The sequence below is a fragment of the Rhodoplanes sp. Z2-YC6860 genome, assembly GCF_001579845.1.
In the GTDB taxonomy this organism is placed as follows: domain Bacteria; phylum Pseudomonadota; class Alphaproteobacteria; order Rhizobiales; family Xanthobacteraceae; genus Z2-YC6860.
This window is the reverse complement of sequence record NZ_CP007440.1, coordinates 5,378,689-5,391,896: the sequence shown is the minus strand read 5'-3', so window position 1 is coordinate 5,391,896 and position 13,208 is coordinate 5,378,689. Positions and strand designations below refer to the sequence as shown.

Here is a 13,208-nt window from a genome sequence, read left to right as displayed (position 1 = left end):
AGAAGCCCCGTCCAGCGGGGCTTTTTTTGGAACAATACCGGGAGCGGCGTGTTCGTTTGCCATGACCGATGTCAGCAGGCAGCTCACTGACGAGATCGCGCGTGTGAAAGGCGAAATCGACGCGCAGAAAAAGCTCATCAAGAAAAATACCGGCAAAAAGCTGATGGTCGAGACGGCCGAGGCGGAGATGAAGGCGCTTCACACCCGGTTATCGGTGTTGGAAGCCAACCTCGCCAAGCACGGGAATTAAGGCGCCGCGAACCGTCATTGTCCTGCAACACGAATCTTGTTTTCCGGTCTGAACCTTTTCGCGAGTTGCGACTTGTCCCCTGCCGGAGAACACCAATGCCCAAATGCCCGCACTGTCTGAAGCCGATGAAGGTCGCCTGGGTCGTCGAGACCATCGACGGTCAGGTGGAGACCAAGGTGTTCGAGTGCCGCGCCTGCCCGAAGAAGTAGCCCCGAAGGCTGGCGGCAAAGAAGACTTGGCGGTGGGCAGGCAGGGCCAGCCGGACATTTTTGTCGATGCTATCGGCGTCGGAAAGCGCTGTATCTTCGGCACGCCGGCCTGAGACAAGAGATCATGGACCGGCCTGGGCGCACCGGCCGGCTTCGACGAAGATTTCACTGCTCTCCCGCGTCAGGAAGCTCGAGAAGTAGGTCCGGACGTATCGCCCCGTCCGCGCGTTGAAGTCGAGCGAATTGCCGGGAACGCCGCAGGTGATCGCGGTCTCGTATCGCGCACAAATGGCTGTCGCGTTGGTCGCGGATTTGAGGAAGAACCCCCAGGTTTTGCCGGGGCTGCGCCGCTCGTCGGGGCGCAATTCGCGAATGACCGAACGCTCGGACGTCGTCGAGTTGATCTCCTTCCAACTGTCCCCATTGCGGACCAGAACGCGCGTCAGCGTCGGTGCGCACTCGAATGTCTCGGCCTGGGCAGCGGCGGATGATGCAACCAGAGCAATAAAGAGACAGCCGCGCAGCATCAGGACAACTCGTCCGGGTCGAAGCTGACCCCAATCTGATTTCCCTCATGCCATCGCGCGTGGCAGCGGCGCGTCACTTTTCCGTCGGCCGTCAGTTGCACGGTGAAGTGGTCCGGCAGGTCGATCGGCCCGTCGAAGATCAGAATGGCGCCAATACGGGTCATATCTGTGAAATGGCAGGGATAGGTTTCTTCGCCTGCTTTTACGAAACCAGCGTGTGAAAAGCCTCGCCGCGAGCGCTGGCTCATCTGCCACTCTCAAAGGTTGTGTGACAATTATATGACAGTTTTGTGACATGAACTCATTAAAAAAATGGTGAAGCCGACGGGGCCGATTTTTCCTGTTTGAAATCAGTTCCCAAGCCGTCCCGGACCTGTCGCCGCAAACGTCACCGGGTCGCTCTCGCTGACTGCGGCAGCGGTCATCTCGCCCGCGGCTTCCAGCACCGGGTAGGCGACCGAGCAGATATGCGAGTGGATGCGCTTCAGGTCGCGCAGCACGTCCAGGTGAATCGACGTCGTCTCCATGGATTCGGTCCGCGCTTCACGGAGGCGGTCGAAATGACGCTCGGCCGCGGCAAGCTCGGCATTGCGCAACTCGGTCTTCTCGCGGATCAGCTTGCGTGCATCGTCGACATTGCCGGACATGAACACGCCGAAGGCGATGCGGAGGCTCTCCAGAAGGCGGCGATGGAACGCCTCGAGCTCCGCGGCGCCCTCGGGTGAGAACTGGAGCTTGCGTTTGGCCTTCTTGGCGACAAGCTCACTCAGATTCTTGTCGATGATGTCGCCGACATGCTCCAGATTGATCGAGAACGACACGATTTCCATGGCGCGCTTGGCCTCGCGCTCATCGAGCGCGCTGGCGGTCAGTTTCGCGACATAGAGCTTGATGGCCTCGTCGAGCCGGTCCACGGCATTGTCCATTCTCGACACGCCCAAGCCGAGTGCGCGGTCGTTGGTCATCAGCGCCTGCATCACCTGCCGCAGCATTACCTCGACGATGTCGCCCATGTGCAGCGTCTCGCGGGCGGCATCGGTGAGCGCAAGCGAAGGCGTGTCCAGTGCGGTGGGATCGAGATGGCGCGGCGTGTTGGCGTCGGCCGCGCGGGCGCGGTAGGGGAACGCCTTCTCGAGCAAGGTTGCGAGAGGGCCCAGGAGGCCGATGAAGCCCAGCGCCAGCACGACGTTGAAGCCGATATGGAAGGCCGCTGCCAACTTGGATGCGTCGGGCTCCCAGTCGCGGAGCATGCCCGCCAGCGGATGCAGGAACGGCAGCACGACGATCACGCCGACGACGCGGTTGATCATGTTGCCGGCCGGCAGGCGATAGCTCTTGGGATCCGCCCGGTTGGCGCCTTCGAGCAGCGGATTGATGGCGCTGCCGAGGTTGGCGCCGAGCACGAGCGCAAGCGTTGCCTCCGGCGTGATGAAATTTGCGTAGGCGAGCGACATGAACAGCAGCACGGTCGCGACGCTGGAATGCGCCGCCCAGGTCAAGGCCGCAGCTGCGAGAATGCAGAGCATCGGATCGGCGGTCATGGCGCCCAGGAGCGTGCGGACAACGGGAGCCTGTTCGGCCGGCGCGAGCGTATCGAGCAGGATGTGCAAAGAGAGCAGCATCAGCCCGAGCCCGATTGCCACCCGGCCGATGTCCTTCAACTTGGTCTGTCGGCCCCCGCGGAATGCGAGCAGGCCCACGATGAACAGCACAGGAGCCACTGCCTGGATGTTGAACGCCAGCAGCCGCACGATGAGCGTCGTGCCGACATTGGCGCCGAGCATGATGGCGAGTGCCGGGACCAGGGCGACCACACCCTCGGTCGCAAAGGAGGCGGTCATCAGCCCTGTTGCGGTGCTGCTTTGCAAAAGCGCAGTCAGTCCGAGGCCCGCGGCAAACGCTGCGAAGCGGTTGCCGAGCGCACGCGACAGGATGCGCCGCAGGTCAGGACCGAAGGCGCGAAGGATGCCGCTCTGGACCATGTGCAGGCCCCAAAGCAGCAAGGCGACACCGCCAAGCAGGTCGAGGAGAACGATCGTACCCATTTCTACTCCGCCGAGCTAATATAGCGGCAGAGCAGATGGTTCCAAGAACGTCAGCCGCCCTTTCTGGTCTCGCGGCTCAGATGCACCAGCAGCTCATTCTTGGTGAGCTTTTCGCCAAGCGGGCCGGCGATATCGATCTTCAGACCGGTCATCGATTCCAGACGTTCTAGCGCCTCGGCCGCGGTCGATGCGCGTTTGACGGAGAAACCGCCACGTTCAAGCTCTGCCCGGATCGTGTACATCGGCCGCACTGATGCGGTATCGGGGTCGGCGTTTCTATTCGGACAAACACGTATGTTGATCGGAGAGGAGGGCGGACGGGCTCCGAGCCCGACTGCAAGCGGTTCGACATCCGCGCTCAGTCCGGATCGCCGGAGTTTTTCGCGACGCCGATGGCCGCGGTGCTCAACCCTTGCCGCCACAAGAAGGCGTCTGGATCGAAGCCGTCGGCCGTGAGCCGCGCTTCGTGCCAGTCGAGGTCCTGTTGCCGGATGAGAGCGAGGTACTGTCGCGGCGACATGCCAAAGCGCGCGCGGAACGCGCGGCTGAACTGGCTCATGCCGCCGAACCCGCAGCGCTTGGCGATGTCTGTGAAGGAGTGCTCGTCCTTCTGATCGGCCAGCATCAGCCGAAGCGCCTCGTCGAGCCGGCGCGTCAACAGCACGGCGCGGATGCCGCCCTCGGCTGCAAGCAGCCGGTAGAGCGAGGCGCGCGAAACGTGGGCCGCGTTGGCGATCTCGTCGGGCCCAAGCTCGGGATTGGCGAGATGTGCGCCGATGTAATCGAGCGCGGCCTGCCGTCTCGACTTCACGTGATGAGCTTCGTCGCGCGCAAGCCTGGCCCGCGCGCAGGATGTCGTCATCGCCACGATGCCGTCGATCGCGGCGCTGGCTTCGCTCACCGTCAGAATGTCGGCTTGCTCGTAAAGCTCCTGCAAGGCTGCGCCGATCAGGCGTGCCGCGCCGCTTTCGCGCGGAAATATCAGGCCATGCAGATCGAGCGCGCGTAACGCCGCGGGCGCGCTCTCGCGCGCAAGGCTGATCATCAGAAGCGCATAATCGGTCGCCGCGCTGTGATACGGCCGCGCATAATCGACGATCTCGACATCGCCCACCTGACGCCGCTCGCGCCGCCCCCCGTAGTCCAGATCGACCGATCCTTCGGTCTGAAGAACGATCACGATCTGGTCTGCGCAGCGTGCGGCCGTGACCGGCCCCCGGGTCACTTTGAACGCTGTGCCTTTGCAGTGCATCAGGACTGCATGCGGCAGCGGGTAGGTGCGGGTGGCCAGTGTGAAGCGTGCTTCGTCCGCGGGGTCCACCAACGCCACGGTATCGTAAATGTGCGCGACGCCGGCGCGAAACGCCTGCCAGAACTGCGGGCCGAAGGCGCCTTGCGGATTGCTGTCCATGCCTTGCAGCTTGGGCGACGAGCCAACGCCGCTCTTGCCCATTGTGGACATTGTTGTGCTGGCTTCCGGTTTCGAACCGTTGGTGCCATTTCTGGCCATCGGCACCATCCCCGCGTGCTGCTGACCGGCAGAACCGTAGCACGGCCACACGGCGTATGCCCCCTGGTAAAAGCGTCGTATCCGTATCGAGCTAACGGCAGAAGAAACCTGACAGAATTGGCTGTGCGTTGGTCACATACAGCCTCATCCGAAGCTCGTGATTCTGGGTCGAACCAACAAGTTGCATTCGACACTGCAGGTCAGTTTTTTGACGCTGCAGGTCAATTTGTTGACGCGGCGTCTCAATCATTTGAGCAGCATTTGAAACGTATTTCGACCGACATGATTTCGTGGATCAATCCGTTGACGCACTGTCTCAATCTTTGATGCGACGTCGATCTTCACTTGAAATGGACTCTGTTGTCTCTTTTACATTTTGCCAGGGGAAGCTTGCGGCCGAATTTTTGAGCCGCTGATTTGACAGTCAATTTGTTCTGGAAAGGCCTGTTCGCCTGATCCCATTCATGGAGATCGGAATGCAACATTTTGATGTTCGTGGTCTGCCGCCGGAAGATCAGAAGACAGTCCGGAAATTCTACTTCAGGATGTTTTTCGGCTACGCGGGGGTGTTCGTACTGGCAGGTCTCGCAGTTCTTGCCAGGATGCCCGGCGCGGAGTTGCAGGCCGCGAAGCAGGCCCGGGAAATTTCACCCGCGAGAAGTGTGTCCGGCGTTCTGGCGCCTGTGGCGCTCAATCGTGCGCTATGCGCGGAGCGCGATCTGAAACTCATCACGCAGTTGAACGAGCACGGCGAGGCGCAAGACGTGCCCGCCGCTGATCTGCGAAACGCGTTCCTCGCCTTGGTTGACGCACGGAAGATTTGCTTCGCCGGGCGCGTCGAGGAGGCGCTGGCAATCTACGACGGCGTCATCTTCTCGGGTGGCAAAACCGCTCAAGCGGAGTGACGGCTTCATGCGGCTGGTGATGACAACCGCGGCGGTGCTGCTCATCACCGCGGCAGCCTGTCGGGTGGGCGCAGGGGCCGAGGTCAAATCGCAGCCGCAATACGACCTGTCGGAGGCGCTGGTCTACTACGCCAGGCTCGACTATCCGGTCGCGTATCGAATGCTGCTGCCCATGGCGAACAGTGGCAACGCCGTCGCGCAGGAAACGCTCGGCTTCATGTATTCGCGAGGCGAGGGCGTTGCGGCCGACGATGTCATGGCCTTGCGCTGGTTCAAGCTCGCAGCGATTGCCGGGCGTCCGGATGCGGAGTTCGAAATCGGCAAATTCTTTCGCGATGGCCGGGGCGTGCCGGCAGACGGCAAGGCCGCGCTGTTCTGGTTTCGCCGCGCCGCGGATCACGGCATGACCGAAGCTTTCGTCGCCGTGGCGGAGTTGTACCTCGGCCAAAGCGGCATGCCTCCCGATCCCGCAGCCGCATCCGAATGGTTGCTCCGCGCGGCCGATCTCGGATCGGGCGAAGCGATGTACCTGATCGGGCTTCGGTACGCAGATGGTCGAGACGAGCCTCGCGACGACATCGAGGCCTTCAAATGGTTCGATCTGGCGTTGTCCCGCGCGATTGGCACGCTTCGCGACGATGCCGCCCGGGCCAGAATGAAGATGGCCGAGCGTCTCATGCCGATGCAGGTACAGGTTGCGCTCACCCGCTCGCGGGATTGGAAGAATGCTCATCTACCCTGAGACGCGCACATCTCGGCGCCAGACAAACCGAAAGTGCCGGATTCCATTATCCGGCGTCAGATCGTGACGTCGCCTCGGTCGAGATTGACCGGCGTCAGACCCGCGCGCTCGGATTGCGTCCGATCCGGCGAAAGTCTCGCCAACGCGGCGATGCGCTGCTCGGCCCGCTTGGCCAGCAACTCGAAGTCCTGAGCAATTCTCAGGAGACCTTCCTTGGTCGCGGGAGCTTCGGCCTTCTCGGCCCGACTTCGCATGTCGGCAGCTCGCAGCAGATAGTGCTGCGGGTCGTCACTTCCGCTCACTGTACGAATTCCCTTGCCCCAGGAAGCCCCGCAACTTTGTACAGACCGGACAGCCGGGGAGCAATGCGTTCGAGCGGCAAGGCACAGCTATCGAGGTTCGGTGTGCCGTTCGCATCACAGGGGCGCGAAGCCCACCGTCATGCCGTTGCGATCGTGACGCCGCCGGCAGGTGCTGTGCCGGCTGCGTCACAGGCTAAAGCCAGCGCGGTCATGAACGGCAAGACCGCGCTTCATTATAAAGAGCTCCGACCACGCGAATGCCGGTGACGATACCCCGGCCGCCCTTCAGCGAGGGACGCGAAGATGGAGCCGTTGCCTTTCGCAGCTCGTCGCGTGTCAGCGGCGGTTCAGGCAGCCGTAGTGCTCGTTCCACGATGGTGCATTGCGCTGGAATTTGGCGAGATCACAGAATTCGCTCTTGCCACGAGCGGTCGCGGAGACCTGTGCCGGCGCCGTCTCCTGTGCGAAGGCCTGTCTCTGCGGTGTGCCCAGGCAGCCGTAATGTTCATTCCACGATGGTGCGTTGCGTTGGAACTTGGCGAGATCGCAGAATTCGCTCTTGCCACGAGTGGTCGCGGCAACCCGTCTCGGGGCACGTTCGCGCACGCGCGCTTGTTTCGAAGCCGTGCCGAGGCAGCCGTAGTGCTCGTCCCATGACGGTGCGTTGCGCTGGAATTTGGCAAGATCGCAGTAGGGGCTTTTCTTGACCGAGGCGGCTTGGCTTGTCGTCGCGAAGCCCGGAGCTGTCGCAGCCGCGATCGTCAGTGCTGCAGCGGCCATGAACAATTTCCTCATCACGCGTCTCCCTGTTTTGCTTTTTCATTGACCCGCCACACGATGCACGCGTGCTCGTGGACCGATCGTTCCTGTCGCGCCCCACGGTGGTTCGGACGGAGGACAAGTTTTGTTCCGCGGATCGGTTTCAAATCTGAGTGAAGAACTTATGCGGCATTTGAACGCGCTGCGGCGGGCCGCCGCATGAGCGTTCTCGGTCGCGTCGCGTTGTGAGCTTCACACGGCGAAAGCATTGCGCGAATCTATCGCGTGATTACTCGATCAGATCGTCGGCCGCGACCAGCAGCGTCTGAGGTACTGTGAGACCGAGCGCCTTGGCGGTCTTGAGATTGACGACGAGCTGGTACTTGAGTGGTGCTTGAACAGGAAGCTCGCTTGGTTTTTCGCCCTTGAGGATGCGATCCACATATGCCGCCGCGCGCCGATGCTCATCGACCAGATAGGGGCCGTAGGAGATCAGGCCGCCGCGGTCAGCGAACGAACGGGACCAGTTGATGGCGGGAACACGATGGCGCACTGCCAGGGCAACAATCTCTGTGAGATAACGTTCGGTGAAGGCATCCGGGAAGATGACCACGCCGCTGTTCGGCTCGCTCGCTTGTCGTGCGAAGACGGCTTCGAGCCCGGCGAGGTCGTCAACCGGCGCGGCAATCGACTCCATGCCGTGCGACGCGGCCGCGTTTCTGTACGGCACCGCATAACTGTCGATGAATGACGCCGATGATGGGTTGTACAGCAGCCTGACCCGGGTGGTGCTCGGCGCGATTTCCTTGAGCAACTCCGCCCAGCGGCCGCCCAGCGTATCAACGATCGGCGTGAATCCGGTCGCATTGCCGCCAGGCCGCGGCAGGCTCGCGACATATCCGCTGCCGACCGGATCGGCCACCAGAACGAACACAACCGGAATGGTCCGCGTCGCTTGGAGCATCGCGCCAGTGCCGGGCGTCGAGGTCACGAAGATGACATCAGGTTGAAGCGCTGCGAGTTCGCCGGCAAAGCGTTTCATCAATTCGCTGCTGGCTGCGGCCCATCGCACGTCGACAGCGACGTTGCGGCCGACCGCCCAGCCTGCCTCTTGCAGGCCTTGCAGGAATGCGGCGAGGCGGGTCTGTCCTTCCGGGTCATCCGCGGCGAGGTGCATCAGCACGCCAATGCGTCGCATCCGCTCGCGCTGCTGCGCGCGTGCCGCAAGCGGCCACGCCGCTGCGCTTCCGAGCAACGTAATGAACGTCCGTCGCTGCAGCATTGGCTTTACCCTCAAGCCCAGAACTGAAATCGTATCACATTCGAATAAGCGTGAGGTGGAAAGCGCTGCGCCGCACAAGACGCCGCTCGTGGTAGGCTCGTTCCAGGAGAAAGCGGGGATGTCGCATGCTGCAATCCGAAACCGCAGCCGTTCAGGTCATGCGCTGGGCCAAACGCACCCCGGTGGTGACCTTTCTCCTGATTCCACTCGCCGTGATCGTCTTCGAACTCGCGCTGCATCGCGGCGCAATTTCGGTCTCGCCGTGGGGCGTGCCGCTCATGATCTGGGGCTACCTGCAGTACCGCTTGATCGGAAGCTATCGGCTGCCGATCGCTGGCGGCAGCCACGGTATGGAGGTGCCGCCGGAGCGGATCGTCTCGCAAGGTCCGTATCGGTTCACGCGCAACCCGATGTATCTCGGGCACCTGATCTTCCTGCTCGGCCTCGCGATCACCTTCCGATCGTGGCTCGCCTTGCTGATCCTTGCGACGCGTGCGCTGTGGTTTCACCGGCGCGTTTTGCAGGATAAAGCGCGGCTCGAGAGGATTTTCGGCGCCGAATACGATTCCTATCGGGCGCAAGTGAAGCGCTGGATTCCCGGCGTGCTGTGATTCACCTGATGAGTTCGCCGCCTATGCTTTCTTCGGCGACCAGCGGTAGGCCTTGGCGCAGGAGCCACCCATCAGCGTCGCGCGCTCGCTCGCGGTCAGCCGGTCGGTCATACGAAACGGCTCGACGGCGTCGTGGTAGTTGACCACGGCGTTGGCGCGCGTCCAGTCGGTGCCCCAGAGGCAGCGGTCGAGTCCCCAGGCGTCGAACACGCGCGCGAGCGGGTCCCAGATGTCGGGAAACGGGTAGGACTTCTGCGACAGCGTGCAGGCGCCGCTCACCTTGATCACCACGTTCTTGCGTTTCGCAAGCTCGAGCACCTTCGGCAGATCGGCCCAAGGCTCGGGTGGAGCGGGCGGCGTGCGCGGCTGCAGAATGCCGAGGTGATCGATGATGAAGCGCGTGTCGGGGTTGCGATCGATCAGCGCGGTGCCGGCGTCGAGGTTGCCCCAGCACAGGAGGTTGACCGGAAAGTCGTGCTTGACCGCTGCGCGGCAGATCCGGGCAAGCCCAGGATCGGCCGGGTCGCGGTCGCGGCCCGGATCTTTCGTGATCATGATGCGGATGCCGACCGTGCCCGGCGTGCGCTTCCACTCGGCCACGACATCGTCCACCGCGGGATCGTCCGGATCGACCGGCTTCACGATGCCGAAGCGGCCGGGATGCGCGCGCTGCACCTCGATGGCGTAGCTCGCATCGTAGCGATACATGGAGAAAGCCGAGATGAAGATCGCGCCGTCGATGCCGAGCTTGTCCATCGCCGCGACCATCTCGTCGCCGGTCACGTGATCGGGCCAGTTCGGCACGGTGTGCCAGGGACGCTGCGGCGTGTTGGCCTCGTAGGCGTGAACCTGGCAATCGATGATGGTCATTGGCTGATCCTTCAAATGGCCGAACGGCTGTTCAGTGGCTCTGACGTTTCCGCCATATGGAAAAGGCAACGGCTGTTTCCCGCAAGGGCCTCTTGCGGCTTTGACGGCCGTTGTTTCGATGCTAGGGGGAAGGCCGCCCAAGGAGCGATGACCCGCGGCGCTGTCCGCGCTGGCCACCGCAAGATCAAAAAATACCTCTGACACCATGCCGAAATTCTCGCAAACGCTCGCGTTCATAGCGTGCATCGCGGTGCCGCTCGCAATGTGGTTCTCGCCGCTCGGGTTGGAGCCGCAGACCCAGCACGGGCTCGCCATCGTGTCGTTCATGGTGCTTGCCTGGATCACGCAGGTCATGGAGTTCGCGATCGCGGGCTTGATCGGCTGCTTCCTGTTCTGGGCGCTGGGCGTGGTGCGTTTCAACGTGGCGTTCGGCGGCTTCGCCAATGACACGCCGTGGTTTCTTTTTGCGGCGCTGCTGCTCGGCCGCATCGCAGGAAAATCGGGCATCGCGCGCAGGCTTGCCTATTCGGTGATGCTGCGTGTCGGCAGCACATATCCGAAGATCCTGCTCGGCATCATCGTCACGGACTTCCTGCTGACCTTCATCGTGCCGTCGGGGCTGGCGCGCGTTGCGATCCTCGCCACCATTGCGCTGGCCTTGATCGAGGGGTTCCGTGCCGAGAAGGGCAGCAACGTCGCCCGCGGCATGTTCCTCATCATGACCTACACCGGCAACCTGTTCGACAAGATGATCCTTGCCGGCGCTGGCTCGATCACGGCCGGCGGCGCCATGAGCAAGTTCGGCGGCGTCGAGGTGCTGTGGGCGCAGTGGCTGTTCGCATTCCTGCCGTGCAGCATCGTCACCGTGCTGATTGCCTGGCGGGTGACGCTCTGGCTCTACCCGCCCGAGCAACAGACGCTTGTCGGCGGCACTGAGTTCTTCCGCGCCGAGCTCCAAAAGATGGGCCCGTGGTCGTTTGCCGAGAAGAAGGCTGCGGCTCTGATCGCGGTCGCGATCCTGCTGTGGGTCACCGACTTCGTGCACCATTTCCCGCCGGCCATGATCGCGCTTGGCGTCGGCCTTTTCGCGCTGCTGCCGCCGGTCGGCATCCTCGATGAAGAGGATATGCGGAAGCTGAACTACATGCCGGTGTTCTTCGTCGCGGCCGCGGTCAGCATGGGCAACGTGCTCGAAGTGACCAAGGGCCTCGACGTGCTGACCCGCGTGGTGTTTGCCGGCATCGAGCCGGTCACCGGCAACATCCACCTGCTCACGGCCGCGATGTATTGGATCGGCTTCGTCTACCACTTCTTCCTGGCGAGCGAGATTTCCATGCTCGGCACCTCGATGCCGCTGGTCATGGCGTTTGCCAAGGCGCACAGCATGAGCCCGCTGATGCTCGGCTTGATCTGGACCTTCTCGGCCGGCGGCAAGCTGTTCGCCTATCAGTCGGGCGTGCTGGTGCTCGGCTATTCCTACGGCTACTTCGAGGCGCGCGACCTGGTGAAGATCGGCCTCTGTCTCACGGTCGCGGAGTTTGCCGTGCTGATGCTGCTCGTGCCGTTCTACTGGCCGCTGATCGGAATTCATTGACGGCGAGGGCGCTGTCCTCCCCGGCATGAGGCGGAGATAGAGCGTCCGGGCTTGGAACCGCGCGGCGTCGGCCTTCGTTGAACCCGCGCATGAGCCCGACCGTCGTCATCACCGGTGCCTCGGCCGGCATCGGCCGCGCCACCGCCCACAGATTTGCCCGTGCCGGAGCGCGGCTGGGCCTCATCGCGCGCGACCGCGGTGCGCTCGACGACGTGAAGGACGAGGTGGAAGCGCTGGGCGGGACCGCGGCCGTAGCAGCGGTCGACGTGGCGGATGCCGCGGCCGTGACCGCCGCGATGGGAGAGTTCGCTCTCGCGCTCGGGCCGATCGATATCTGGATCAACAACGCCATGGTGACGGTGTTCTCCCCGGTCGAGGATATGACGCCGGAGGAGTTCAAGCGCGTCACCGAGGTCACCTATCTCGGCTGCGTGCACGGCACCTGGGCGGCGCTGCAGCACATGCGCCCGCACGATCGCGGCCTCGTCATCCAGGTCGGCTCGGCGCTGGCTTATCGCGGCATCCCGCTGCAGTCGGCCTATTGCGGGGCCAAATTCGCGATCCGCGGCTTCACCGACGCGCTGCGTTCCGAACTCATCCATCAGAAGAGCCGCATCAAGCTGATGATGATCCAACTGCCGGCCGTCAACACGCCGCAGTTCGACTGGGCGCGCACGCACATGCCGCGCGCCCCGCGGCCGGTGCCGCCGGTGCTGCAGCCGGAGGTGATTGCCGAGGCCATCTACAAAGCGTCGCTCAAACCCAAGCGCGAATACTGGATCGCCCGCAGCACTCTCGAAGTCATCTTCGCCAACATGGCGCTGCCGGGATTCTTCGACCGCTTGCTATCCTACAAAGCTTACACAGGACAAATGACGCGTTGGCCGGCCCGATCGTGGCGGCGGGACAATCTCGAAGCGCCGATCCATGCGCTGCATCGCACACACGGATCGTTCGATCGCGAGGCGGGCCGCGAGGCGCTGCTCATCGGCGGCGAGGTGGCGCGTGTTGGTTCGGGCCTCGCCACGATGGCTATGGCCTACTGTGCCTTCGTGCTGGCGCGTCGCGTGCTGTTGCCACGATCGAGAAGAGCGAGACGTTTAAAATAGCGTCCGTCGCGTATCTGTGTTGCACCGGCACGTCTTCCGAGCCCCTTGACCCATCCCGGAGACTGCCGGAAGGTTGCGGGATCGGGTGGCTGATGTTCTGGTTCCGCAGAAGCGAACGGGTCGGTTCGTGGCTGGCGCTGACGGCGCTGGCGCTTCAAATCGTCATCGCGGCATTCCACTTTCATCCCGGCGCGTTCGCAGGCACAGCCGATCATCATGCGATGGTCATTTCGTCTGCGGGGCTCCCTGGCTCTGACGATCCGGCCGCACCGGACACGGCGCACGATGCGATTTGCGGCGCTTGCGTCCTCATTCAGCTTGCGGCTTCCGCTGCCCATCCGGCCGTGCCGGAGCTCGATGTGCCGTTGCAGTCGCGGTGGGTTGAGCTGATAACGACGGCCGCTTCGCTCTCCTCGGTTTTTGCTTCGCTATCGTTCAACGCGCGCGCGCCTCCCGCGTTCTGGCTCCCGGGTTAGCAGCTCTTTCCCTTCGC

16 protein-coding genes are annotated in these 13,208 nt (G+C 63.1%); 7 read left to right on the top strand and 9 right to left on the bottom strand.

The window, feature by feature from the left end; translation table 11 throughout:
* The first annotated feature begins 61 nt into the window (after nucleotides 1–61).
* The gene (locus tag RHPLAN_RS25355; protein WP_068023777.1) at nucleotides 62–250 is read left to right on the top strand and encodes a hypothetical protein; all 189 of its coding nucleotides are present in this window, start codon (nucleotides 62–64) and stop codon (nucleotides 248–250) included.
* 331 nt (nucleotides 251–581) lie between these two features.
* On the opposite strand, the gene RHPLAN_RS25350 is transcribed toward RHPLAN_RS25355, so the two are convergent.
* From RHPLAN_RS25350 to RHPLAN_RS25335, 5 genes are all read right to left on the bottom strand, one after another.
* On the bottom strand, nucleotides 582–986 hold the full coding sequence (locus tag RHPLAN_RS25350; protein WP_068023776.1) for a hypothetical protein: 405 nt from the start codon (nucleotides 984–986) through the stop codon (nucleotides 582–584).
* Nucleotides 986–1,234, bottom strand: coding sequence for a PilZ domain-containing protein (locus RHPLAN_RS39650; protein WP_157100471.1), 249 nt, complete (start codon nucleotides 1,232–1,234; stop codon nucleotides 986–988). Before RHPLAN_RS39650 ends, RHPLAN_RS25350 begins: the two co-directional genes overlap by 1 nt.
* 102 nt (nucleotides 1,235–1,336) lie before the next feature.
* Complete coding sequence (locus tag RHPLAN_RS25345; protein WP_068023773.1) at nucleotides 1,337–3,031, bottom strand: Na/Pi cotransporter family protein; 1,695 nt, start codon at nucleotides 3,029–3,031, stop codon at nucleotides 1,337–1,339.
* A gap of 50 nt (nucleotides 3,032–3,081) precedes the next feature.
* Nucleotides 3,082–3,273, bottom strand: coding sequence for a hypothetical protein (locus tag RHPLAN_RS25340; RefSeq protein WP_068023770.1), 192 nt, complete (start codon nucleotides 3,271–3,273; stop codon nucleotides 3,082–3,084).
* Between the two features lie 116 nt (nucleotides 3,274–3,389).
* The gene (locus tag RHPLAN_RS25335; RefSeq protein ID WP_198164485.1) at nucleotides 3,390–4,493 is read right to left on the bottom strand and encodes an AraC family transcriptional regulator; all 1,104 of its coding nucleotides are present in this window, start codon (nucleotides 4,491–4,493) and stop codon (nucleotides 3,390–3,392) included.
* A gap of 512 nt (nucleotides 4,494–5,005) precedes the next feature.
* Between RHPLAN_RS25335 and RHPLAN_RS25330 the strand changes: the two genes are divergently transcribed.
* Together RHPLAN_RS25330 and RHPLAN_RS25325 are read left to right on the top strand one after the other, a co-directional pair.
* Nucleotides 5,006–5,446 (top strand): hypothetical protein, encoded by a 441-nt coding sequence (locus RHPLAN_RS25330; RefSeq protein ID WP_068023766.1) that lies wholly within the window; start codon nucleotides 5,006–5,008, stop codon nucleotides 5,444–5,446.
* 7 nt (nucleotides 5,447–5,453) lie between these two features.
* On the top strand, nucleotides 5,454–6,188 hold the full coding sequence (locus RHPLAN_RS25325) for a tetratricopeptide repeat protein (RefSeq protein ID WP_157100469.1): 735 nt from the start codon (nucleotides 5,454–5,456) through the stop codon (nucleotides 6,186–6,188).
* A gap of 56 nt (nucleotides 6,189–6,244) precedes the next feature.
* On the opposite strand, the gene RHPLAN_RS25320 is transcribed toward RHPLAN_RS25325, so the two are convergent.
* The 3 genes from RHPLAN_RS25320 to RHPLAN_RS25310 all read right to left on the bottom strand — a co-directional run bounded on the left by RHPLAN_RS25320 (nucleotide 6,245) and on the right by RHPLAN_RS25310 (nucleotide 8,531).
* Nucleotides 6,245–6,490, bottom strand: coding sequence for a hypothetical protein (locus RHPLAN_RS25320; RefSeq protein WP_068023761.1), 246 nt, complete (start codon nucleotides 6,488–6,490; stop codon nucleotides 6,245–6,247).
* A 336-nt stretch (nucleotides 6,491–6,826) separates the two neighbouring features.
* Nucleotides 6,827–7,285, bottom strand: coding sequence for a hypothetical protein (locus RHPLAN_RS25315; RefSeq protein WP_157100468.1), 459 nt, complete (start codon nucleotides 7,283–7,285; stop codon nucleotides 6,827–6,829).
* 253 nt (nucleotides 7,286–7,538) lie between these two features.
* Nucleotides 7,539–8,531, bottom strand: coding sequence for an ABC transporter substrate-binding protein (locus RHPLAN_RS25310; RefSeq protein ID WP_068023732.1), 993 nt, complete (start codon nucleotides 8,529–8,531; stop codon nucleotides 7,539–7,541).
* A 125-nt stretch (nucleotides 8,532–8,656) separates the two neighbouring features.
* Here RHPLAN_RS25310 and RHPLAN_RS25305 point away from each other — a divergent pair, with 125 nt between their 5' ends.
* Nucleotides 8,657–9,142, top strand: coding sequence for a methyltransferase family protein (locus tag RHPLAN_RS25305; RefSeq protein WP_068023730.1), 486 nt, complete (start codon nucleotides 8,657–8,659; stop codon nucleotides 9,140–9,142).
* 21 nt (nucleotides 9,143–9,163) lie between these two features.
* Here RHPLAN_RS25305 and RHPLAN_RS25300 read toward each other — a convergent pair whose 3' ends face one another.
* Nucleotides 9,164–10,012 (bottom strand): amidohydrolase family protein, encoded by an 849-nt coding sequence (locus RHPLAN_RS25300; protein WP_068023728.1) that lies wholly within the window; start codon nucleotides 10,010–10,012, stop codon nucleotides 9,164–9,166.
* Nucleotides 10,013–10,217: 205 nt separating this feature from the next.
* On the opposite strand from RHPLAN_RS25300, the gene RHPLAN_RS25295 reads away from it, so the two are divergent.
* The 3 genes from RHPLAN_RS25295 (at nucleotide 10,218) to RHPLAN_RS25285 (ending at nucleotide 13,191) form a co-directional block, all read left to right on the top strand.
* Entirely contained in the window at nucleotides 10,218–11,606 is a 1,389-nt protein-coding gene (locus tag RHPLAN_RS25295) for an SLC13 family permease (RefSeq protein ID WP_068023723.1), read from the top strand.
* Nucleotides 11,607–11,695: 89 nt separating this feature from the next.
* Nucleotides 11,696–12,715 (top strand): SDR family oxidoreductase, encoded by a 1,020-nt coding sequence (locus RHPLAN_RS25290; RefSeq protein ID WP_068023720.1) that lies wholly within the window; start codon nucleotides 11,696–11,698, stop codon nucleotides 12,713–12,715.
* A gap of 92 nt (nucleotides 12,716–12,807) precedes the next feature.
* Nucleotides 12,808–13,191 (top strand): hypothetical protein, encoded by a 384-nt coding sequence (locus RHPLAN_RS25285; RefSeq protein WP_068023708.1) that lies wholly within the window; start codon nucleotides 12,808–12,810, stop codon nucleotides 13,189–13,191.
* Nucleotides 13,192–13,208: the final 17 nt, after the last annotated feature.

Coding starts and splice junctions, on each gene's coding strand:
- RHPLAN_RS25355 (WP_068023777.1), top strand. CDS start 62: ATGACCGATGTCAGCAGGCAGCTCACTGACGAGATCGCGCGTGTGAAA.
- RHPLAN_RS25350 (WP_068023776.1), bottom strand. CDS start 986: ATGCTGCGCGGCTGTCTCTTTATTGCTCTGGTTGCATCATCCGCCGCT.
- RHPLAN_RS39650 (WP_157100471.1), bottom strand. CDS start 1,234: ATGAGCCAGCGCTCGCGGCGAGGCTTTTCACACGCTGGTTTCGTAAAA.
- RHPLAN_RS25345 (WP_068023773.1), bottom strand. CDS start 3,031: ATGGGTACGATCGTTCTCCTCGACCTGCTTGGCGGTGTCGCCTTGCTG.
- RHPLAN_RS25340 (WP_068023770.1), bottom strand. CDS start 3,273: ATGTACACGATCCGGGCAGAGCTTGAACGTGGCGGTTTCTCCGTCAAA.
- RHPLAN_RS25335 (WP_198164485.1), bottom strand. CDS start 4,493: ATGTCCACAATGGGCAAGAGCGGCGTTGGCTCGTCGCCCAAGCTGCAA.
- RHPLAN_RS25330 (WP_068023766.1), top strand. CDS start 5,006: ATGGAGATCGGAATGCAACATTTTGATGTTCGTGGTCTGCCGCCGGAA.
- RHPLAN_RS25325 (WP_157100469.1), top strand. CDS start 5,454: ATGCGGCTGGTGATGACAACCGCGGCGGTGCTGCTCATCACCGCGGCA.
- RHPLAN_RS25315 (WP_157100468.1), bottom strand. CDS start 7,285: ATGAGGAAATTGTTCATGGCCGCTGCAGCACTGACGATCGCGGCTGCG.
- RHPLAN_RS25310 (WP_068023732.1), bottom strand. CDS start 8,531: ATGCTGCAGCGACGGACGTTCATTACGTTGCTCGGAAGCGCAGCGGCG.
- RHPLAN_RS25305 (WP_068023730.1), top strand. CDS start 8,657: ATGCTGCAATCCGAAACCGCAGCCGTTCAGGTCATGCGCTGGGCCAAA.
- RHPLAN_RS25300 (WP_068023728.1), bottom strand. CDS start 10,012: ATGACCATCATCGATTGCCAGGTTCACGCCTACGAGGCCAACACGCCG.
- RHPLAN_RS25295 (WP_068023723.1), top strand. CDS start 10,218: ATGCCGAAATTCTCGCAAACGCTCGCGTTCATAGCGTGCATCGCGGTG.
- RHPLAN_RS25290 (WP_068023720.1), top strand. CDS start 11,696: ATGAGCCCGACCGTCGTCATCACCGGTGCCTCGGCCGGCATCGGCCGC.
- RHPLAN_RS25285 (WP_068023708.1), top strand. CDS start 12,808: ATGTTCTGGTTCCGCAGAAGCGAACGGGTCGGTTCGTGGCTGGCGCTG.